18 protein-coding genes are annotated in these 21,077 nt (G+C 72.0%); 17 read left to right on the top strand and 1 reads right to left on the bottom strand.

What is annotated here, in order from left to right; genetic code table 11:
• The first annotated feature begins 17 nt into the window (after window positions 1-17).
• Genes ACRAKF_RS29235 through ACRAKF_RS29165 form a run of 15 tightly spaced genes read left to right on the top strand, consistent with a single transcriptional unit; the run spans window position 18 to window position 18,576 of the window.
• Window positions 18-2,195: a bi-domain-containing oxidoreductase gene (locus ACRAKF_RS29235; RefSeq protein WP_447040526.1), complete on the top strand. Its 2,178-nt coding sequence runs from the start codon at window positions 18-20 to the stop codon at window positions 2,193-2,195.
• Complete coding sequence (locus tag ACRAKF_RS29230) at window positions 2,195-4,162, top strand: alginate lyase family protein (protein WP_447040525.1); 1,968 nt, start codon at window positions 2,195-2,197, stop codon at window positions 4,160-4,162. Before ACRAKF_RS29235 ends, ACRAKF_RS29230 begins: the two co-directional genes overlap by 1 nt.
• Before the next feature lie 36 nt (window positions 4,163-4,198).
• Window positions 4,199-5,710, top strand: coding sequence for a right-handed parallel beta-helix repeat-containing protein (locus ACRAKF_RS29225; RefSeq protein ID WP_447040524.1), 1,512 nt, complete (start codon window positions 4,199-4,201; stop codon window positions 5,708-5,710).
• Between the two features lies 1 nt (window position 5,711).
• Window positions 5,712-6,953, top strand: a complete 1,242-nt coding sequence (locus ACRAKF_RS29220) for an O-antigen ligase domain-containing protein (RefSeq protein WP_447040523.1) — start codon at window positions 5,712-5,714, stop codon at window positions 6,951-6,953.
• A 2-nt stretch (window positions 6,954-6,955) separates the two neighbouring features.
• Entirely contained in the window at window positions 6,956-8,200 is a 1,245-nt protein-coding gene (locus ACRAKF_RS29215) for a glycosyltransferase family 4 protein (protein WP_447040522.1), read from the top strand.
• On the top strand, window positions 8,197-9,450 hold the full coding sequence (locus ACRAKF_RS29210) for a class I SAM-dependent methyltransferase (protein WP_447040521.1): 1,254 nt from the start codon (window positions 8,197-8,199) through the stop codon (window positions 9,448-9,450). The genes ACRAKF_RS29215 and ACRAKF_RS29210 overlap by 4 nt, the downstream gene beginning before the upstream one ends.
• Window positions 9,447-10,241, top strand: coding sequence for a glucose-1-phosphate cytidylyltransferase (locus ACRAKF_RS29205; RefSeq protein ID WP_447040520.1), 795 nt, complete (start codon window positions 9,447-9,449; stop codon window positions 10,239-10,241). The genes ACRAKF_RS29210 and ACRAKF_RS29205 overlap by 4 nt, the downstream gene beginning before the upstream one ends.
• Window positions 10,238-10,900, top strand: coding sequence for a PIG-L deacetylase family protein (locus tag ACRAKF_RS29200; protein WP_447040519.1), 663 nt, complete (start codon window positions 10,238-10,240; stop codon window positions 10,898-10,900). The genes ACRAKF_RS29205 and ACRAKF_RS29200 overlap by 4 nt, the downstream gene beginning before the upstream one ends.
• A 3-nt stretch (window positions 10,901-10,903) precedes the next feature.
• On the top strand, window positions 10,904-11,929 hold the full coding sequence (locus ACRAKF_RS29195; protein ID WP_447040518.1) for an NAD-dependent epimerase/dehydratase family protein: 1,026 nt from the start codon (window positions 10,904-10,906) through the stop codon (window positions 11,927-11,929).
• A complete protein-coding gene (locus tag ACRAKF_RS29190) occupies window positions 11,917-13,200 on the top strand; it encodes a DUF4910 domain-containing protein (RefSeq protein WP_447040517.1) in 1,284 nt (427 codons plus the stop codon). Before ACRAKF_RS29195 ends, ACRAKF_RS29190 begins: the two co-directional genes overlap by 13 nt.
• A 5-nt stretch (window positions 13,201-13,205) precedes the next feature.
• Complete coding sequence (locus ACRAKF_RS29185) at window positions 13,206-14,489, top strand: hypothetical protein (protein ID WP_447042231.1); 1,284 nt, start codon at window positions 13,206-13,208, stop codon at window positions 14,487-14,489.
• Entirely contained in the window at window positions 14,486-15,433 is a 948-nt protein-coding gene (locus ACRAKF_RS29180) for a glycosyltransferase family 2 protein (RefSeq protein WP_447040516.1), read from the top strand. The genes ACRAKF_RS29185 and ACRAKF_RS29180 overlap by 4 nt, the downstream gene beginning before the upstream one ends.
• Window positions 15,430-16,695, top strand: a complete 1,266-nt coding sequence (locus tag ACRAKF_RS29175) for a polysaccharide pyruvyl transferase family protein (protein WP_447040515.1) — start codon at window positions 15,430-15,432, stop codon at window positions 16,693-16,695. The genes ACRAKF_RS29180 and ACRAKF_RS29175 overlap by 4 nt, the downstream gene beginning before the upstream one ends.
• Window positions 16,692-17,243: a dTDP-4-dehydrorhamnose 3,5-epimerase family protein gene (locus ACRAKF_RS29170; RefSeq protein WP_447040514.1), complete on the top strand. Its 552-nt coding sequence runs from the start codon at window positions 16,692-16,694 to the stop codon at window positions 17,241-17,243. The genes ACRAKF_RS29175 and ACRAKF_RS29170 overlap by 4 nt, the downstream gene beginning before the upstream one ends.
• A gap of 22 nt (window positions 17,244-17,265) precedes the next feature.
• Window positions 17,266-18,576, top strand: a complete 1,311-nt coding sequence (locus tag ACRAKF_RS29165; RefSeq protein ID WP_447042230.1) for a glutamate-1-semialdehyde 2,1-aminomutase — start codon at window positions 17,266-17,268, stop codon at window positions 18,574-18,576.
• Between the two features lie 12 nt (window positions 18,577-18,588).
• On the opposite strand, the gene ACRAKF_RS29160 is transcribed toward ACRAKF_RS29165, so the two are convergent.
• The gene (locus tag ACRAKF_RS29160) at window positions 18,589-19,305 is read right to left on the bottom strand and encodes a phosphatase PAP2 family protein (protein ID WP_447040513.1); all 717 of its coding nucleotides are present in this window, start codon (window positions 19,303-19,305) and stop codon (window positions 18,589-18,591) included.
• A 96-nt stretch (window positions 19,306-19,401) separates the two neighbouring features.
• On the opposite strand from ACRAKF_RS29160, the gene ACRAKF_RS29155 reads away from it, so the two are divergent.
• Together ACRAKF_RS29155 and ACRAKF_RS29150 are read left to right on the top strand one after the other, a co-directional pair.
• The gene (locus ACRAKF_RS29155; protein ID WP_447040512.1) at window positions 19,402-19,674 is read left to right on the top strand and encodes a hypothetical protein; all 273 of its coding nucleotides are present in this window, start codon (window positions 19,402-19,404) and stop codon (window positions 19,672-19,674) included.
• Between the two features lie 91 nt (window positions 19,675-19,765).
• Window positions 19,766-20,977: a hypothetical protein gene (locus ACRAKF_RS29150; protein ID WP_447040511.1), complete on the top strand. Its 1,212-nt coding sequence runs from the start codon at window positions 19,766-19,768 to the stop codon at window positions 20,975-20,977.
• The last annotated feature ends 100 nt before the right edge of the window (window positions 20,978-21,077 follow it).

Genomic DNA, 21,077 nt, shown 5'->3' with positions numbered 1-21,077 from the left:
AATCAAGAGGAGCTCCGGTGAAACAGGTTGTGCAGAACTACAAGAGCGGCGAGCTGGCGCTGCTCGACGTGCCCGTGCCGGAGTGCAAGCGGGGCGGCGTGCTGGTGCGGAGCGCCTACTCGCTGATCTCCACCGGGACCGAGCTCATGAAGGTGTCCGAGGCCGGCATGTCGATGGTCGGCAAGGCCCGCTCCCGTCCCGACCAGGTGGCCAAGGTCATGCAGAGCGTGGCCACCAACGGGGTGCCCGCCACCTACCGCAAGGTGATGGGCAAGCTGGACTCCTACACGCCGCTCGGCTACTCGCTGTGCGGCGTGGTCGAGCAGGTCGGTGCCGGGATCGACGATGTGGCGGTCGGCGACCTGGTGGCGTGCGCCGGCAATGAGCACGCGCTGCACGCCGAGCTGAACTGGGTGCCGAAGAACCTCTACGCCCCGGTGCCCGACGGCCTCGCGCCGCGGCACGCGGCCTTCGGCACCGTCGGGTCGATCGCGATGCAGGGCGTCCGCCGCGGCGAACCCCAGCTCGGCGACGTCGCGTTGGTCATCGGCCTCGGTCTGATCGGGCAGTTGGTGGTGCAGCTCCTCACCGCGTCGGGGGTGCGCGTCGTCGGGGTCGACCCCGACCCGGCGCGCTGCGAGCTCGCCGAGCGCTCGGGCGCGGCGGCCTGCGGCGACCCGGAGGCCGCGACCGTGGAGGCGGCCGTCGCCGAACTCACCGGCGGCCACGGCGTGGACCAGGTGTATCTGGCCGCCGGCGGCGGCAGCAACCAGCCCGTCGAGCTGGCCGCCCGGCTGTGCCGTGACCGCGGCCGGGTCGTCGACATCGGCAAGTGCCGCCTGGACCTGCCCTGGAACGCGTACTACGAGAAGGAGCTCGACGTCCGGTTCTCGCGCAGTTACGGCCCCGGGCGCTACGACCCGGAGTACGAGCTGGAGGGGCGCGACTACCCGATCGGCTACGTGCGCTGGACCGAGCGCCGCAACCTGGCGTGCTTCCTCGATCTCGTCGCCCGAGGCCGCGTCGACGTGGAGCCCCTGATCTCCCACATCGCCGACTTCGACGACGCCGCCGAGACGTACCAGCGCCTGAAGGACGGCGATCTGAAGGCCGTCGCCGTGCTGTTCCGCTACCCCGAGCAGTCGGTGGAGGCCGAGCCTCCGACGGTGGCCGTGCCCGCCGTGAACGGGAAGCGGAGCCCGGCCGGGACCGCCGGGACGCCCGGAACGCCGGTGCGCCTGGCGTTCGTCGGCGCGGGGAACTACGCGACGTCGATGCTGCTGCCGCACCTGGCGCGGCGCGACGGCGTGGAGTTGTCCGCGGTCGTCACCACGACGGCGCTGTCCGCGGCCAACGCGAAGCGGAAGTTCGGCTTCGCCGAGGCGACCACCGATCTCGACGCCGTGCTCGGCGACAAGTCCGTCGACGCGGTCTTCGTGGTCACCCGGCACAGCTCGCACGCCGAACTGACCCGCAAGGCGCTCCTCGCCGGCAAGGCGGTCTTCGTGGAGAAGCCCCTGGCGCTGACCGAGGACGAGCTGGCCGACGTGCTCGCCGCGGTGGAGGAGTCCGGCAACGACCGGCTACAGGTGGGCTTCAACCGCCGGTTCGCGCCGCTGCTCCAGGAGGCCAGGAAGCGGTTCGGAGCCCGGACCGGCCCCGCGAACCTCCGCTACCTGGTCAACGCCGGCCGCCTCGCGCACGGTAGCTGGTACCTCCAGCAGGGCACCCAGGGCTCGCGGTTCGCGGGTGAGGGCGGGCACTTCATCGACACGGCGAGCTGGCTGCTCGCCGCCGACCCGGTCTCCGTGTACGCGACCGCCGCCCCCGGCAACGAGGACCTCCAGGTCGTCCTGCGCTACCCCGACGGGTCCACCGCCACCATCAGTTACGTCACCACTGGACCGGCCGGCTTCCCCAAGGAGACGCTGGACATGGTCGCGGACGGCCATGCCCTGCGGCTCGACGACTTCGTCCGCGCGTCGGTATACGGCTCCAAGCGGTGGGTCAGCTCGCGGCTGCCCAAGGCCAGGGACAAGGGCCAGTCCGCCGAGCTGGCCTCGTTCGTCAGGGCCGTGCGGACCGGCGGGCCGATGCCGGTGCCGCTGGAGTCGCTCGTCGCCACCACGGCGGCCACCCTCGCCGTGCGGACCTCCCTGGTCACCGGCGCGCCGGTGACCCTGGCGAGGCCCTGATGACGGTGAACTCCGGAAGTCCGGGCTGGTACCTGCGGCGGCTGGCCCGGATGGGGCCGCGGGAGGTCGGCGGCCGGGTGGGCGACGCGGTGCGCAGGCGGCTCTGGCGGTCGGCACGGCCGGACTGCCCGAGCGTGACCGGCGCCCGGTTCACCGCGGCGCTGCCCGCCGGGACGATCGCCGCCGTGCCGCCGGACGCCGCGAAACGTCTCGTCGCCCAGGCGGACCGGCTGATGGCCGGGCACGCCGAGTACTTCGGGGTGGACCGCGACGACCTGGCCGACCCGGACTGGTGGTACGACCCGAAGACCGGGCGCCGGGCTCCCTGGGGCTACGCCTTCGACGTGCCGTACCGCGACGAGGACGCGGTCGGCGACATCAAGCAGATCTGGGAGCTGTCCCGGCACCAGTACCTCACCGTCCTCGCCGCCGCCTACGCGGTCACCGGGAACGAGCGGTACGCCGAGCGGGTGGCCGAGCACCTGCGGTCGTGGTGGGCGGCCAACCCGCCGCTGCGCGGCGTGCACTGGATCAGCGGCATCGAGCTGGGCATCCGGCTGCTGTCCTGGGTGTGGGTGCGCCGGCTGCTCGACGGCTGGCCGGGCGCGGCCGCTCTCTTCGAGGACAACCCGCTGGCGCTGCGCCAGATCTGGCACCACCAGCGCTGGCTCGCCGCCTTCCCCAGCCGGGGGTCCTCGGCGAACAACCACGTCATCGCGGAGGCCGCCGGGCAGGCCGCCGCGGCCTGCGCGTTCGGCTGGTTCCCGTCGTCGGCGCGCTGGCGGGACGACGCGCTGCGGTCCCTGGACCGGCAGTTGCGTGCCAACACCTTCGGCTCCGGCCTCAACCGCGAGCTGGCCACCGAGTACCACGGGCTCGTCCTTGAGCTCGGCCTGGCCGCGGTGGCCGAGGCGGACGCCGCGGACGTGCCGGTCCCCGCGACCGTACGGCTCGTGCTGCTGCGCATGACCGACGCGCTCGCGGCCGTCGTGGACGGCCGGTTACGGCCGCCGCGCCAGGGCGACGCTGACGACGGGCACGGCCTGATCGTCGACGGTAGCGGCACCGACCGCTGGGCCTCGCTCCTTTCCACCGGGAACGCCGTGTTCGGCTCTCTCCCCTGGTGGCCCGCGGTGACCGGCACCGATGTACGTACGACGCTCCTCGCCGCGCTCATCCGGCCGTACGCGAAGCAGGGGACCGCACCGGCCGTGGCCCGCCCGGCGAGCCGCCCCGACCACTTCGCCGACGCGGGCATGACCATCCTGCGCGGTCCGGGGGAGATCTGGTGCCGCTGCGACGGTGGCCCGCACGGCTTCCTGTCCATCGCCGCGCACGCCCACGCCGACGCGCTGTCCGTGGAGGTCCGCCACGACGGGGTCGACGTGCTCGCCGACCCGGGGACGTTCTGCTACCACGGGCAGCCCCAGTGGCGGCAGTACTTCCGCTCGACCCTCGGCCACAACACCCTGGAACTGGACGGCGTCGACCAGTCCGTCTCCGGCGGCCCGTTCCTGTGGACCCGGCATGCCCGCGGCCGCGTCCTGGTCGCGGACACGTCGGGCGAGGGCGTGGCCCGCTGGTCCGCCGAGCACGACGGCTACGGGCGCTCCGTGCACCGCCGCCGGGTGGAGCTGACCGCCGCGAGCCGGGAGCTGCGCGTGATCGACCAGGTGCGCGGCCAGGGCAGGGCCGCGCGGCTTGCCTTCCACCTCGGCCCCGCGATCACCGCGGACCTGGTGGGCAACCGGGCGGTGCTCACCTGGACCCGGGACGGCGAGGACCGCTCGGCGGTGCTCGACCTGCCCGGACAGCTGAGCTGGCGGGCGCACCGCGGTGAGACCGATCCGGCGCTGGGCTGGTACTCCCCCGGCTTCGGACGCAAGGAACCCGCCACGGCGCTGATCGGCACCGGCTTCGCCGACGGCGTGGAGGGGTTCACCACCGTACTGAGGTTCCGGGGTTAGGGGGGACGCGTGGTGATCAGGTGGCGGCATGGGGGCTTGTCCGCGGCACCGCTGGCGGTGGTCCTGCTGGTGGCGACGGGGTGTACGAGCACGTCGGACGCACCGGCGGAGCCGACCGGTGGGCCCTCCACGTCCGGGGCGCCCGCCAAGTCCGTGGCCCGGGTGTGCGCCAAGCCCACGGCCGGGCCCGCGAAGGCACCGAAGGGCGCGGTGACGGTCGACCCCTCGGTCGTCGGTGACCTGGCGGCGAAGACCGGGAGCAGCCCCCCGAACACCACGTTCTGGCTCCGGCCGGGCAAGCACAGGCTCAAGCCGGATCGCTACGCGCAGGTCATGACCAAGAAGGGGAACCGCTACATCGGCGCGCCGGGCGCGGTGCTCGACGGCCGGAAGAAGAACCAGTACGCGTTCAGCGGCACCGCCCCCGGCGTCACCATCCGCCACCTGACCGTGGAGCGTTTCGTCGCACCGCACGACGAGGGCGTGGTCAACCACGACATGGCCGACGGGTGGGTGATCGAGCACGCGAAGATCCAGTACAACTCCGGCGCCGGGCTGATGGCAGGTGCCCGCCAGCAGGTCCGCGCCAACTGCCTGCGCGACAACGGGCAGTACGGAATGAACGCGTACAAGACCGGCGACTCCATCAAGGGTCTGGTGGTCGAGGGCAACGAGATCGTGGGCAACAACACCGGTGACTGGGAGCGGCGGCGGCGTGGCTGCGGCTGCACCGGAGGCATCAAGTTCTGGGCCGTCGACGGCGCCGACATCCGCGGCAACTGGGTGCACGACAACCGCGGGGCCGGGTTGTGGGCGGACAACAACAACAACGACTTCCGCATCGAGGACAACGTCCTCGAAGCCAACGACGGTGCCGCGCTGATGTACGAGACCAGTTACAACGCGGTCATCCGGAACAACACGATCCGGCGGAACAACTGGGTCGAGGGCCGCAAGTACGCCAAACGCGGCGACGACTTCCCGTACGCGACCATCTACGTGTCCGAGGCCGGCGGCGAGCCACGGGTCAAGGCCCGCACGGACAAGATCGAGATCTACCGGAACGTGCTGGAGGACAACTGGTCCGGCATCACCTTGTGGGAGAACGCCGACCGGTTCTGCAACAGCCCGGCCAACACCTCGACCGGCTACTGCACGCTGCTGGTGAAGGACACCGACCGCTGCGAGCGGCCGAAGATCACCACCGCGCCCCTGTACGCCGACTGCCGGTGGAAGACCCAGCGGGTGGACATCCACGACAACCGCTTCACGCTGGACACGTCCGTCGTCAAGTGCTCGGTGGAGTGCGGCCGCATGGCGGTGCTCGCCAACTACGGCACGTACCCGAAGTGGTCGCCGTACAAGGGCAAGCGGGTGGCCGAGGCGATCACCCACAAGCAGCACAACCGCTGGCGCGACAACGTCTACCGCGGACCGTGGAGCTTCATCGCCGAGGACACGAGCCAGGAGCTCGACTCCGGGCAGTGGCAGAGCCCGCCGTACCGGCAGGACGCGGGCAGCACCTTCACCTCCGGGGCCGGTGATTGAGATGGGCGGTGAACGTCCTGCCCGCGCACCGAAGGCCGTCGCGGTCGTCTGGGTGCTGCTGGGCCTCAACACGCTCGGCTCCGCCGGGGCGAAGACCATCGTCCCGCTGCCCCGCTCCCTCATCCAGATGGTCACCATGGGCGCGCTGGTCGCCGCGTTCACGCTGGCGCTCGCGCTCAATCTCCGGCTGCGCGTCCGGGCCGGGGCCTTCGTGTTCCTGCTGACCCTGCTGCTCGTGCCGAGCGTGATCTCCAGCGTGGACCCGGAGGTCGGCTTCGGCGCGCTGTTCCGCTGCACCCGCCTGGCTCTCTTCGTCGGCACGCTGTGGCTGCTCAGCCGCTGGTGGGACGGCGGCCTGACCTTCGTGCGGCACCACATCCGGATGTACTTCGCGGTGCTCTGCTCGGTGGCCGTCGGCCTGGTCATCGCACCGGGAACGGCCCTGCCCGAGTACTACGGCGGGCGCCTCGTCGGCGCGTTGTGGCCGCTCACCCCGCCGCAGATCGGGCAGTACGCCGCAGTGATCATCGGGCTCACCGTGCTGCTCGTGCTCGGCCGCCGCACCGACGGGGCCGGCGCGACGGTCATCATCGTGCCCTCACTCGTCCTGCTCGCGTTCACCCACACCCGCACGGCCACGCTCGGCCTGGTCATAGCGCTGACGCTGGCGGTCGGCTCGCTCGTCCTGACCAGTGCGGCCGCCCGCCGGTTCTTCACCTGGGCGGTGCTGAGCGCCGCGGTGGCCGCGGTGGTGTTCAGCTCGGCGCTGCGGGCGTGGTTCCTGCGCGGGCAGGACCAGGAGAACCTCTCCAACCTGACCGGTCGCGCCAAGGTCTGGGACGCCCTGCTCGCGGAGGACCGGACGACCGCGGAGAAGTGGTTCGGCATGGGCCTGGGCGACAAGTCGTTCGGCGGGCTGCCGATCGACAACAGCTGGCTGGCCGTCTACCACGAGCAGGGTCTGATCGGTATTGCCGTCGTGGCGACGCTCATGGCCGTGCTCGGCGCCGTCGCGCTGCTGCGGCCCCCCTCGCTGCAACGGGCCTGCGCGATCTTCCTCATCACCTACTGCGGGATCTCGTCGTACACCGAGGCCGGCCTCGGCGACGCCTCGCCCTATCTGCTGCACCTGGCCCTGGCCGCCGCACTGCTCGCGGCACCCGCCGCGGCCACGCCCCTGCCGGTGCCGCCCGCCCCTCGACGACGTGTCCCGAGCTGGGCCCGGGACCGGAAGGTGACCTGACCATGCACGTCCTCGTGGTGCACAACCGCTACTCCTCGGCGCAGCCGAGCGGGGAGAACAGAGTCGTCGACGAGGAAGTGGGGCTGCTGCGCGCGGCCGGCCACCGGGTCGAGTTGTTCGAGCGGCGCAGCGACGACATAGCCGCCCGGTCCCTGCTCGCCAAGGTCGCGGTGCCGCTCCTCGTCCCGTGGAACCCGGCGGTCCGCACGGAGCTCGCGGCCCTGCTCCGCGCCGAGCGGCCCGACGTGGTGCACGTCCACAACGTCTTCCCGCTCCTGTCGCCCTCGGTCCTCGCCGCCTGCGCCGACGCCGATGTGCCCGTCGTCGCCACGCTGCACAACTACACCCAGGTCTGCCCGCCCGGCACCCTGCACCGGAACGGCGGACCGTGCACCGAGTGCGTCGGGACGAAGGCGTCGCTGCCCGCCGTCCGGCACGGCTGTTACCGCGACTCCAGCCTCGCGACGGTGCCGCTCGCGGTCAGTCTTCTCCTCAACCGGCGGCGGTGGTGGTCCGGCGTGGAGCGGTTCTTCTGCATCTCCGGGGCGCAGCGCGACGTCCTGGTGCGGTCGGGCATGCCACCCGAACGGCTCGCGGTGAAGCACAACTTCGTGCCCGACACGGTCGCCCGCCGCACGGGCGCCGGCGAGCACCTGCTCTTCCTCGGCCGGCTCGCGGACGCCAAGGGCGTGCGGCTGCTCATGACCGCGTGGGACGAGATCGCGGCGAGCGGCGGAGTGGGTGTGCCGCTCGTGTTCGTCGGCGCGGGGCCGCTGGCGGACGAGGTGACCGCCTGGGCCGCGGGCCGGGACGACGTGCGCTACCTCGGCCTGTACGACCCGGAGCAGTGCCGGGAGGTCATCGCGCGGTCGGTCGCCATGGTGACTCCGTCGGTGGCCATGGAGACGTTCGGCCTGGTGGTCGCGGAGGCGATGGCGGCCGGGGTCCCGGCCGTCGCCGCGCGTCACGGCGCCTTCGTCGAGCTCGTCGAGGACGGCGTGACCGGGCTGCTCCACCGGCCGGGCGACGCCGCCTCGCTCGCGTCCCGCATCCGCCGGATCACGGCCGATCCGGACCGCAACCGGGAGATGGGGCAGGCGGCCCGGCGCCGTTACGAACAGGGTTTCAGCCCGGCCGTCGGTCTTGAGCGCCTGGTGGAGGGATACCGCACCGCGATCGCGGGTCGGTCAGCACTGGCTCGCGGCGGGGACACCCCCGCGGGCAAGGGGGATGGGAACAGCAGATGACTCAATGCCGACTCTGCGGCTCGGAAGCGATGGCGAGCGTCGTCGACCTCGGGGCGACGCCGCCGTGCGAGAGCTTCCTCGCCGCGGACCAACTGGACCGGGCGGAGCCCGCGTACCCGCTGCACCTGCGGGTCTGCACCGACTGCTGGCTGGCGCAGATCCCGCCGCTGATCACGCCGGAGGAGACGTTCAGCGAGTACGCGTACTTCTCCTCCTTCTCGACCTCCTGGGTGGAGCACGCGCGCACGTTCGTCGCCGACGCCGTGCGGCGCCTCGGTCTCGGGCCCGACGCCTTCGTGGTCGAGGTCGCGAGCAACGACGGATACCTGCTGAAGCACATGGTGGACCGGGGGATCCGCTGCCTCGGCATCGAGCCGTCGGTGAACGTCGGCGCCGCGGCGCGGGAGGCGGGTGTGCCCACGCTCACGGAGTTCCTGAGCCCGGACACCGGCTCGGCCGTCCGCGCCGAGCACGGCCCGGCGGACCTGGTCGTGGCCAACAACGTGTACGCGCACATCCCCGACGTGGTCGGCTTCACCCAGGGGCTGCGCGCCCTGGTCGCCGACGACGGCTGGGTCTCCATCGAGGTGCAGCACCTGCTGACCCTGATCGAGCAGAACCAGTACGACACGATCTACCATGAGCACTTCCAGTACTACACGGTCGCGTCCGCGATCCGGGCCCTGGCGAGCGGCGGACTGACGCTCGTGGACGTCGAGTTGCTGCCCACGCACGGCGGCTCCATCCGGCTCCTGGCCCGGCCGGCCGAGGTGGCCGGTGAACCCACGCGGCGGGTGGCCGACGTCCTGGACCGGGAGAAGGCCGCCGGGCTCCAGGACCTGTCCGGGTACACCGAGTTCTCCGACCGGGTGGCCAAGGTGCGCAGGGACCTCCTGAAGTTCCTCATCACAGCGGCCGAGCGCGGCGAGACGGTCGTCGGCTACGGCGCCCCCGGCAAGGGCAACACCCTGCTCAACCACTGCGGCATCCGGCCCGACCTGCTCTCGTACACGGTCGACCGCAACCCCTACAAGCACGGCAGGTTCACCCCGGGCACCCGCATCCCGATCCTGCCGCCCGAGCGGATAGCCGCCGACCGGCCGGACTATGTACTCGTCCTGCCCTGGAACCTGCGGGCCGAGCTGGTCGAGCAGCTCTCCTTCGTGCACTCCTGGGGCGGCCGTCTCGTCTTCCCCATCCCGGAACTGAGCATCGTCGAGGGCACGCCCTTGAAAGAGGTCACAGCATGAAGGTCGTACTGTTCTGCGGCGGTTACGGGATGCGGATGCGCAGCGGCACCGCCGACGACGTGCCCAAGCCGATGGCGATGGTCGGCCCACGGCCCCTGATCTGGCACGTCATGCGCTACTACGCGCACTTCGGGCACACCGAGTTCATCCTGTGCCTGGGCTATGGCGCCCACCACATCAAGGACTTCTTCCTCAACTACGAGGAGACGACGTCCAACGACTTCGTGCTGCGGGGCGGCCGGGCCGAGCTGCTGTCCACCGACATAGCCGACTGGACGATCACGTTCGCGCAGACCGGCATCGAGTCACCCATCGGTGAGCGGCTGCGCCGGGTGCGGCACCACCTGGACGGCGACGAGATGTTCCTCGCCAACTACGCCGACGTGCTCACCGACGCCCCGCTGCCCCGGATGATCGAGCAGTTCGCCGGGCGCGACGCCGGCGCGTCGATGATGGTGGTGCCGCCGCAGTCCTCGTTCCACTGCGTGGACCTGGGCGAGGACGGCCTGGTGGGAGGCATCACCGCGGTGAGCGAACTGCCGCTGTGGGAGAACGGCGGCTACTTCGTGCTCCGCCAGGAGGTCTTCGACCACATCCCCGAGGGCGGTGACCTGGTCGCCGACGGCTGCGCCCAACTCGCCAAGCGCGGCCGGGCGGTGGCCTACCAGCACCGCGGCTTCTGGAAGCCGACCGACACCGTGAAGGAGCGGGCCGCGCTCGACGACGCCTACACCCGGGGCGACCGCCCGTGGGCCGTGTGGGAGCGGGACGGCGCGGAGGTGGGCGCGTGAAACGGCTCGGGACCGGGCGTCTGGACCGGATCGCGGCGGTGGGCGCGCACTGCGACGACATCGCCATCGGTGCCGGCGGCACGCTCCTGACGCTGTGCCTCGCGCGACCGGGCATCCGCGTCGACGCGCTGGTGCTCACCGGCGGTGGCAGTGAGCGGGAGCAGGAGGAGCAGGCCGCGCTCGCCGCCTTCTGCCCCGGCGCCGACCTGCGGCTGACCGTGCTCAAACTGGCGGACGGCCGGCTGCCCGCGCAGTGGGAGGAGGCCAAGGCCGCCGTCGAGGAGCTGCGCGGGCAGACCGATCCCGACCTGGTGCTCGCCCCGCGCACCGACGACGCCCATCAGGACCACCGCGGCCTGGCGAAGCTCATGACCACCGCGTTCCGCGACCATCTCGTACTCGGCTACGAGATCGTCAAGTGGGACGGCGACCTCGGCCGCATGGCGGCGTACCAGCCGCTGGCCCCGGAGATCGCCGAACAGAAGGTGCGGCTGTTGCAGGAGCACTACCCCTCGCAGCGGCACCGGCCCTGGTACGACCGTGAGGCCTTCCTCGGTCTCGCCCGTATCCGCGGCATCGAGAGCCACGCGCGCTACGCCGAGGCGTTCGCCGTCACCAAACTCACGCTCGATCTCGGCACTTTCGACCTGGAGGAATGAACCTTGCGCGTACTGCTCACCGGACACCAGGGCTATCTGGGCACCGTGATGGCCCCGGTGCTCGTGGCCGCCGGACACGAAGTCGTCGGTCTCGACGCCGGCCTGTTCGCCGACTGCGTCCTCGGCCCGCCACCCGCGGACCCCTCGGGGCACCGGGTGGACCTGCGCGACGTCACCGCCGAACACGTGGCGGGGGTGGACGCCGTGATCCACCTGGCCGCGCTCTCCAACGACCCGCTCGGAGCGCTGGCACCGGACCTCACCTACGACATCAACCACCACGCGTCCGTACGCCTGGCCCGGCTGGCCCGCGACGCCGGGGCGCGGCGCTTCCTGTACGCGTCGACCTGCTCCGTCTACGGCGCCGCCGGCGGCGAAGGACTGGTCGGGGAGGACGCCCCGCTGCACCCGGTGACGCCGTACGCGGAGTCCAAGGTGCGGGTGGAGGACGACCTGCACGCGCTGGCGGACGGCGACTTCAGCCCGGTGTTCCTGCGCAACGCCACCGCCTTCGGGTACTCCCCCCGGCTGCGCGCCGACATCGTGCTGAACAACCTGGTGGGCCACGCGCTCCTGTCCGGTGAGGTGCTCGTGATGTCCGACGGCACGCCCTGGCGTCCGCTGGTGCACGCCGCCGACATCGCACGGGCCTTCGTGGCCGCCCTCGACGCGCCGCGGGAGGCCGTGCACGACCGGGCGTTCAACATCGGCAGCGAGGTCAACAACGTCACGGTCGCCGAGATCGCCGGGCAGGTCGCCGACGCGGTGCCCGGCTCCAAGGTGGTGATCACCGGGGAGACCGGTGCCGACCCGCGGTCCTACCGGGTGGACTTCTCCCGGTTTCGCGCCGCGATACCCGGCTTCGACTGCGAGTGGACGGTGCAGCAGGGCGCGCTCGAACTCGCCGACGCCTACCGGAAGCACGGGCTGACCCGGGAGGACTTCGAGCGGCGCTTCACCCGCCTCGCCGTGCTGCGCGCGGCGTCCGAGGCCGGCACCGTCGACGACACCCTGCGGTGGCGCCGATGACCGAGGCGGGCGAGCGGATGCACGCACTGGTGGAGCGGCTGTACCCGCTGTGCCGGAGCATCACCGGCGACGGGGTGCGCGCCACTCTGGAGATCGTCGACGAGTACGTCCCGCTGACGGTGCACGAGGTGCCGACCGGGACGCAGGTGCTCGACTGGACGGTGCCGCAGGAGTGGAACATCCGGGACGCCTACATCGCCGACGCCGCGGGCAACCGCGTCGTCGACTTCGCCGCGTCCAGCCTGCACGTGCTCGGCTACAGCGTGCCGGTGTCGGCGACCATGCCGCTCTCCGAACTCCGCGCGCACCTGCACACCCTGCCGGACCACCCGACGTGGGTGCCGTACCGCACCAGCTACTACAAGCCGGAGTGGGGCTTCTGCCTGGCCCAGGAGACCCTGGACGCGCTGCCGGACGGCGAGTACGAAGTGCGCGTCGACTCCACCCTCGCCGACGGCCATCTCACCTACGCCGAGCACGTCGTCCCCGGGCAGGTCCCCGACGAGGTGATCGTGTCCTGCCACGTCTGCCACCCGTCGCTGGCCAACGACAACCTGGCGGGCATCGCGGTGGCGACGTTCCTGGCCAGGGCGCTGGCGGAGGAGACGCCGTACTACACCTACCGGTTCATCTTCGCGCCCGGCACCATCGGGGCGATCACGTGGCTGGCCCGCAACAAGGAGCGGATCGAGCAGGTCAAGCACGGTCTCGTGCTGGCCTGCGCGGGCGACAGGGGCCACCTGACGTACAAGCAGAGCAGGCGCGGCGACGCGGAGATCGACCGGGTGATGCGGCATGTGCTGACCGCCTCCGAACGCCCGCACGAGGTGCGGGAGTTCACCCCGTACGGCTACGACGAGCGGCAGTACTGCTCGCCCGGGTTCGACCTCGGCGTGGGCTCGCTCAGCCGCACCCCGTACGCCGGATACCCCGAGTACCACACCTCGGCGGACAACCCGGACTTCGTCACCCCGGAGGCGATGGCGGACACGCTCGCCGTCTGCCACGAGGCGTTCGCCGTGCTCGACCGCAACCGGCGGTACGTCAACCTCAGCCCGTACGGAGAACCGCAGTTGGGCCGGCGCGGGCTGTACGGCTCGCTCGGCGGCCGGAGCGACGCGCAGCAGGCCCAGATGGCCATGCTCTGGGTGCTCAGCCTCTCCGACGGCGAGCACGGCCTGCTGGACGTCGCCGAGCGGTCCGGGCTGCCGTTCGGCGCCGTCACCGCCGCGGCCGACGCCCTGCACGCCGCCGGGCTGATCAAGGCATGACGCGCATGACCACCGGGGAGGAGAAGACGGCCCGGCCCACCGGCAGGCGGGCCATCCTCGGCCGGCTGTCCTGGGGCCTCGCCGACCAGGCGGCCTCCAGCATCAGCAACTTCGTGGTGGGGATCTACGTGGCGCGCTCGCTGGGCCTCGCCGCGTTCGGCGTGTTCAGCCTGGCCTGGGTGACCTACGGCGTCGTGCTCAACGTCTCCCGCGGCCTTGCCACCGACCCGCTCGTGGTGCGCTTCAGCGGCGTGCCCGAGGCGTCCTGGCGCGGGGCGGTGGCCCGGTCGTCGGGCACCGCGCTCGTCGTCGGCACCGCCATCGGCGCGGTGACCGTGGTGGTCGGCCTCGCTGTCGGCGGCCGGGTGGGGCCCGCGTTCGCCGGTCTCGGCGTCATGCTGCCGGGGCTGCTGCTCCAGGACGCCTGGCGGTACTCGTTCTTCGCCGCCGGCAACGGCCGCAAGGCGTTCGTCAACGACGTGGTGTGGGGCGTCGCACTCGTGCCGGCCATGGTGGTGGCGGCGCGCGTGGGCACCGTGACCGCCTTCATCCTCGCCTGGGGCGCGTCCGCCACGGTCGCCGCCGTGTACGGCTGCTTCCAGTCCGGCATCCGGCCCCGGCCGGCCGGAGCGCGCCAGTGGCTCCGCGAGCACCGCGACCTCGGCTACCGGTACCTCGTCGAGAACGTCGGCGTCAGCGGCGCCAGCCAGTTGCGGGCGTACGGGCTCGGCGCGATCGTCGGGGTCAGCGCGGTGGGGGTGATCCGGGGTGCCGAGCTGCTGCTCGGCCCGTTCCTCGCCGTACTGATGGGGCTGACGCTGGTCACCGTCGCGGAGGCCGCACGGATGCTGCGCCAGGCCCCGCACCGTTTCGGCACGTTCTGCCTCGTGCTGGGCGCCGGCCAGGCCGCTGCCGCGCTGCTCTGGGGCGCGGCACTGCTGCTGGTCCCCGACCGGCTCGGCACGTTCGTCCTCGGTGACGTCTGGAGCTCCGCCTCGGCTCTGATCGTGCCGGTCACGCTCAGTGTCGCGGGCGCCGGCCTCGGCAGCGGCGCGGCGGCCGGACTGCGCGCGCTCGCCGCGGCCCGGCGCAGCCTGCGCTGCCAGCTCTTCGCCTCCGCCTGCTATGTCGGCGGCGGGCTCGGCGGTGCCTTCGCGGCAGGCACGATCGGCTCGGCCTGGGGCGTCGCCGCCGCGTCCCTCTGCGGTTCCGTCGTGTGGTGGCTGCAACTGCGGTCCGCCCTGCGCGAGCGCCACCAGAAATCCCTTCGTGAAGTGAGGACGTCATGACCGCCCAACCCCGGCTGAGCATCGGCCTGCCCGTCTACAACGGTGAGGAGTACCTGGCCGAGTCGCTCGACGCCCTGCTCGGCCAGACCTACGAGGACTTCGAGCTGGTCATCACCGACAACGCGTCGACCGACGGGACCGAGGACATCTGCCGTAAGTACGCCGCCCGGGACTCGCGCATCCGGTACATCCGGCTGCTCAGGAACATCGGCGCCGCGCCGAACCACAACTACGTGTTCACCCAGTGCCGCGGCGAGCTGTTCAAGTGGGCGTCGCACGACGACCTGTACGCCCGGGACCTGCTGCGGCGCTGCGTCGAGGCGCTGGACGAGCGGCCCGACGTCGTCCTCGCCCACGCCGATCAGGCGGTCATCGACGGCGAAGGACAGGTGAAGGTCCCCTACGAGTACACACTCGCCACCGACTCGCCGCGCGCGCCCGAGCGCTTCCGCAGCATGCTCTTCGAGCCCGGCGGCGACGACTTCTACGGGGTGATGCGCGCCGACGTGCTGCGCCGCGTGAAGCCGCACGACAGCTACCACCACGCGGACCGCACGTTCGTCGCCGAGATCGGCCTGCACGGGCCCTTCCACCAGGTGCCGGAGCTACTGTACTTCCGCCGCGACCACCCCACCCGGGCCGAGCGGGCCAACCCGTCCAAGCGCTCGCGGTGCGTCAACCTGGACCCGCGCCGGGCGGGCCCGCTGCACCCCACGCCCCGGCTGCTCGCCGAGTACGTCTGGGGGTTCGTCGCGGCGATCCGGCGGGCGCCGCTGTCCGTCGCCGACCGGCGCGCGTGCTACCGCCACCTGGCCGCGTGGATGACCAGCCGGGCCCGGCCCGGCGTCGGCGAGCGGGTCGAGGACCGCGCCCCGGTCGACCCGGCCCTGTCCGGCGTCTCCGTCGACGCCGTCGTCGCCGGACGCGACGGGAGGCAGGCATGAGATCCGGGAACGGGGCTCCGGTGCGCGTCGGGGTGTTCGGTCTGCTCGGCTCCGGCAACGTCGGCAACAACGGGTCGCTGGAGGCCGTACTCGGGTACCTCCGCGCCGCGCACCCGGAGGCGGTCGTGGACGCGCTGTGCGGCGGTCCCGACGACGTCACGGCCCGCTACGGGATTCCCGCGACGCGGCTGAACTGGTACCGCGGGGAGTACCGGACCGCGTCACGTGCGGGCGCCATCGCGGCCAAGGGCCTCGGCAAACTCGTCGACGCCGTCCGCACCGCCGTCTGGGTGCGCCGGCACGACGTCGTGATCGTGCCGGGCACCGGCGTCCTTGAGGCCACGCTGCCGCTGCGGCCGTGGGGCTTCCCGTACTCGCTGTTCCTGCTCTGCGCGAGCGGCAGGCTGCTGGGCACCCGGGTCGCGCTGGTCAGCGTCGGCGCCGCCACGATCGGCAGCCGGCCGACCCGGACCCTGGTCCGCTGGGCGGCGCGCCTTGCCACGTACCGCTCGTTCCGGGACGACATGTCCCGCGACGCGATGCGGGCGATGGGCGTGGACACGTCCCACGACGAGGTCTACCAGGACCTCGTGTTCGCCCTGCCGACGCCGCCGCCGAGCGCGCCCACGGGGCCCTCGGACCTGGTCTGCGTCGGCGTCATGGCCTTCCACGGCAGCAACGACGACCGCGCCCGTGCCGAGGAGATCCACCGGCGCTACCTCGACGGGACGACGCGGTTCGTCCGCGCCCTGGCCGAGGCCGGCAGGCCGGTGCGGCTGCTCACCGGCGACGAGGTCGACCGGCCGGTGGTCGCCGCGATCCTCGACGCGGTGGACTCGCCGCTGGTCACCGCGGCCGAGACGGAATCCCTTGCCGACCTGATGAGGGAGATGGCGGCCGCCGACACCGTCGTGGCGACCCGCTACCACAATCTGATCTGCTCGCTGAAGGTCGGCACCCCCACGCTCGCGCTCAGCTACTCGGCGAAGAGCGACACGCTCATGGACCGGATGGGTCTCGGCGCGTACTGCCACCCGGCCCGCGAGGTCGACACCGACCGGCTGCTCGACCAGTTCCGGGCGCTGGAGGAGGAATCGGCGGAGCTTCGGCAGACACTCACGGAGCGGAACGTGCGCGCCGCCGAGCACCTGGAGCACCAGTTCACCGCCTTGACCACCGCCGTGTTCCCCGCGAAAGAAGCCCACACCCCCGCCCCTCCCCCTCCCTCTTCCCCTTCCCCCGCCACACGAGAGGTCTCATGAAAGCGACAGAAGTCCCGGGGATCGCGGGCGCGTTCCTCTTCGAGCCGACGCCGTACGCCGACGAACGCGGCTTCTTCTGCCGCACGTTCGACGCCGACGTGGTCCGCTCGGTGGGCCTCGACCCGCACGCCTTCACCCAGGACAGCGTGTCCCGCTCGGTCCGGGGCGTGCTGCGCGGCCTGCACCTGCGCTCAGGAGCCGGCGAGGCCAAGCTGGTGCGCTGCTCGTACGGGAAGATCTTCGACGCCGTCGTGGACCTGCGGCCGGACTCACCGACGTACCTCGGCCGCGCGTTCTTCGAGCTGTCCGGCGAGACGCAGACGACCCTCTACATTCCGGCGGGGTGCGCCCACGGCTTCCAGGCGCTGACCGAGACCGCCGACACCTCGTACCGGATCGACCGCCCGCACGACCCGGCCGAGGACGTGACGATCGCCTTCGACGACCCGGAGCTGGCCATCCCCTGGCCGCTGCCGGTCACCTTGATGTCCCGGCGGGACCGCGAGGCGCCGGGCCTCGCCGAGGCCCTGAAGCAGAAGGAGGCGTGAAGTGGGCGAGGATACGCGGGAAATGAACCTCGCCGGGTCGCGGCGGGCGAACGAGCGGCTGCACGCCATGATCCCCGGGGGCGCGCACACGTACGCCAAGGGTGACGACCAGTACCCCGAGGACCTGGCCCCGGTCATCAGCCACGGCCGCGGCGCCCACGTGTGGGACGTCGACGGCAACCGCTACATCGAGTACGGCTCCGGCCTGCGCTCGGTCAGCCTCGGACACGTCCACCCGCGCGTGACCGAGGCGGTACGACGCGAACTCGACCGCGGCAGCAACTTCGCCCGGCCGTCCATCGTGGAGGTCGAGGCCGCGGAACGCTTCCTGGCCACCGTGCCGACCGCCGACATGGTGAAGTTCGCGAAGAACGGCTCGGATGCCACCACCGCCGCGGTGCGCCTGGCCCGCGCCGTCACCGGCCGTCCGCGGGTGGCCATCTGCGGCGACCATCCGTTCTTCTCCGTCGACGACTGGTTCATCGGTACGACGCCGATGCCCGCCGGTGTCCCGGCGTCGACCACCGACCTCACGGTGTCCTTTCCCTACGGGGATCTGGCCGCCACGGAGGAGCTGCTCACCCGGTACCAGGACGAGATCGCCTGCCTGATCCTCGAACCCGCGGGCCACACCGAGCCCCCTGCCGGGTACCTCGCGGGCCTGCGCGAACTGGCCGACCGGCACGGCTGCGTCCTGGTCTTCGACGAGATGATCACCGGCTTCCGCTGGTCCGAGGCGGGCGCCCAGGGCCTGTACGGGGTGGTCCCCGACCTCTCCACCTTCGGCAAGGCGCTGGGCAACGGGTTCGCCGTGTCCGCCCTGGCCGGGCGCCGCGAGCTGATGGAGCGGGGCGGGCTGCGCCACTCCGGTGAACGGGTGTTCCTGCTGTCCACCACGCACGGCGCGGAGACACACTCCCTGGCGGCCGCGATGGCCGTGCAGAGCACGTACGCCGAAGAGGGCATCACCGCCCAACTGCACGCCCTGGGCGAGCGGTTGGCGGCCGGTGTGCGCGACGCCGCGGCGGGCATGGGCGTCGGCGACCACGTCGTGGTCCGGGGCCGGGCCAGCAACCTGGTCTTCGCCACGCTCGACGAGAACGGTCAGCCGTCACAGCGGTACCGCACGCTGTTCCTGCGCCGGCTCCTCGCGGGCGGGGTGCTCGCCCCGTCGTTCGTGGTGAGCAGCGCGCTCAGCGAGGCCGACATCGACCGAACCGTGGAGGTGGTGGCGCAGGCATGCGCGGTATACCGAAAGGCCCTGGACACGGCCGACCCCACACCCTGGCAGGGCGGCCGCCCGGTGAGGCCGGTGTTCCGCCGCCTGGCTTGAGGTGACGCGGCGTCAGCGACATTCCCGTTGACCGGAGGCGCCGGCCATCCGTTCGGCCCCCTGCTCGGCCCGCCGGTCGACGAGGCGGTCGGCCGCCCGGTCGACCAGCCACGCGGTCACGGGTACCACCGCCAGCGCGGTGCACCAGCCGCCGAGGACGTCGGTCACGTAGTGCGCGCTCAGGGCGACCTCCGCCCAGCCCATGGCGGCGCCGGCGGCCAGCGCCGCGGCGAGCGTGAGCAACGTACCGGCCGCCCTGCCCAGGCCGAGCCGGCCGGTCGCGAGCAGCGCCGCCATGAGGGCGAGCGCGGTGAGGAAGGCCGTGTGCCCGCTCGGATAGGCCAGGTTGCCGTCCCCGTGGATGGTGCGTCCCACCAGAGGTTTCATCAGCGTCGTCGTCCCCACGGCCACGCAGACGCCGACCACGATGAACACCGCCGCGCGGGGCCGCCGACGCCACAGGCAGCCCGCCACGGCGGCCACCACCAGCACCGCCGCCCCGATGGGCTCCCCCAGGAAGTCCGTGGCCAGAGCGACGTACCGCCACGGCGGCCGCACGCTGTCCGCCGTCGGCTCCACGAACCACCGGTCCACCGTGCCGGGTTGGCTGTGCCCCGCGTACATGACCCCGAGCGCGACGACCACCAGCGCGGCGAGAGCCGCGACCACCCCGAGCCACGCGCGCAGCGACGGCGGCAGCACCGCGGTAATCGGTGTATGGCGTCCCACCCACGAGCCCCCCGCCTGCCCTTGCCACCTCGACGCTGCTCAACAATAGGTCACGGCAATCCGGGTGTCCCAGGCGAACCACAGGGAGAACAGAGCGTGACAGACAACGGCGTTGAGCGGAACGACGAGCAGCCCCACGCCCCGGACCCCTGGTGGGCGGGGATCGGAACGTGGGGTGCGGTCGGGCTGATCGTCTTCGGCGCCTCCGCGGCAGCGTGGGTCTTCCTCGGACTGCCCGGCACTTCGGAGGGGTCGCCGACGGCTTACCTGGGGGCGGCCAAGGTCGCCGCCATCGGCCTGGTGATCGCGGGAACCGCCTTGCTGGGACGCCGCCGCACCCAAGCCACGGACACGGACACGGACACGTAGGAGACGACCAACGAAATGACCCGACGCGTCGCCCGGTAATCCGGTCAACGCCTCTTCTGTCGCTGAGATTCCGCTCATACGCTCCATTGTCATGACTATCTCAAGGAGAACGCTCCTCGGTGCGGGAGTCGCCGCACCACTGGCAGCCACCGCAGGCACCCTCGCCTTATCGACCCCGGCACTCGCCGCCCCTCAGGACTACCGACTCGACAAGCGACTCACCGCCGACGTCCGCGGCAACCGCGCGCCGTACGCGGCCACGGTCGAGGCCCTTGCAGCCGTGCTGGGAACGGTCTCCGTCGACGCCGTTCTGGCCGACGCCAACCGCCAAGGCACCAGGATCGACACCGCCGAGGGCCGGAACATCGCCGAGCAGTATGCCTTCGGCTTCCACTGGCAGGTTCCCGGTGACCAACTGGCCAGCGGCTGGCGCCCGCAGGGAGTCAGCACCACCTACGACTCCCTCGGCGCTCCGGTCAGCACGGTCATGGTGAGCTGGTACGACCTCGGTGGCCGCGTCGACCAGGGCATGCGCCTGTCCCTTGTGGACTGGCGCACCGCGCGGCCGAAGTACCGGCACGTCCTGTTGGTGGAGCCGTACCGCACCGGCGGCGGATTCCCCACCTTCGCCCCCATCCAGCGGCATGCAGGCGGTATCGCCTGGTACGGCAACACCCTCTACGTCGCCGACACCTTCGAAGGCCTGCGCGTCTTCGACCTCACCCGCATCATGCGGGTGCGCGACGACCGCCCGAACGTGGTCGGCCTCATCGAAGACGGCAACGGCGACGCAGGCGACTACTACGGCTACAACTACAAGTACGTGCTCCCGCAGATCGCCGCCTACGACAATGCGGGACGGCGATTCCGCTACTCAGCGGTCTCCGTCGACCGCACCGGCTCCGCCCACACCATGGTGGCCAGCGAGTATGTCCCCAACGAGCGCACCCGCCCCAAGGTGCTGCGCCTGCCCCTGACAGAGCTGAGCACCGCCCCGGACGAACTGGTCGGCACCGACGTCAGGACGATCACCCGCCGCCGCGGCGGCAGGACCGTGGGCCAGCGCAGCATTCAGGGCGCCGTCAGCGTCGACGACACGTACTACTTGTCGGTCAGCGCCGGCGACGCCCGCGGAACTCTGCGCTCCTGGAAGCCGGGCGCCACCAGCCCGACGCACCGCAGCAACCTGTCTGTCGGGCCCGAGGACCTCAGCTACGACAAGACCGAGAACGTCCTCTGGACCTGCGGCGAGTACGAATCCTTCCGCTACGTCTACGCGGTGGACCCCGCGCCGGCGGGCTGAGCCCATTCCCTGGTCCGCAGGAAGACCGGCGTGCGTAACTGCACGCAAGAGGTCCCGCACCGCCCTGCGCGACACGTAACCGCTGGACCAGGGAGGTGAT

The sequence above is a fragment of the Streptomyces sp. DSM 118878 genome, assembly GCF_052936595.1.
The sequence above is the reverse complement of the archived record's forward strand: the minus strand, read 5'-3'. Positions and strand labels throughout refer to the sequence as shown.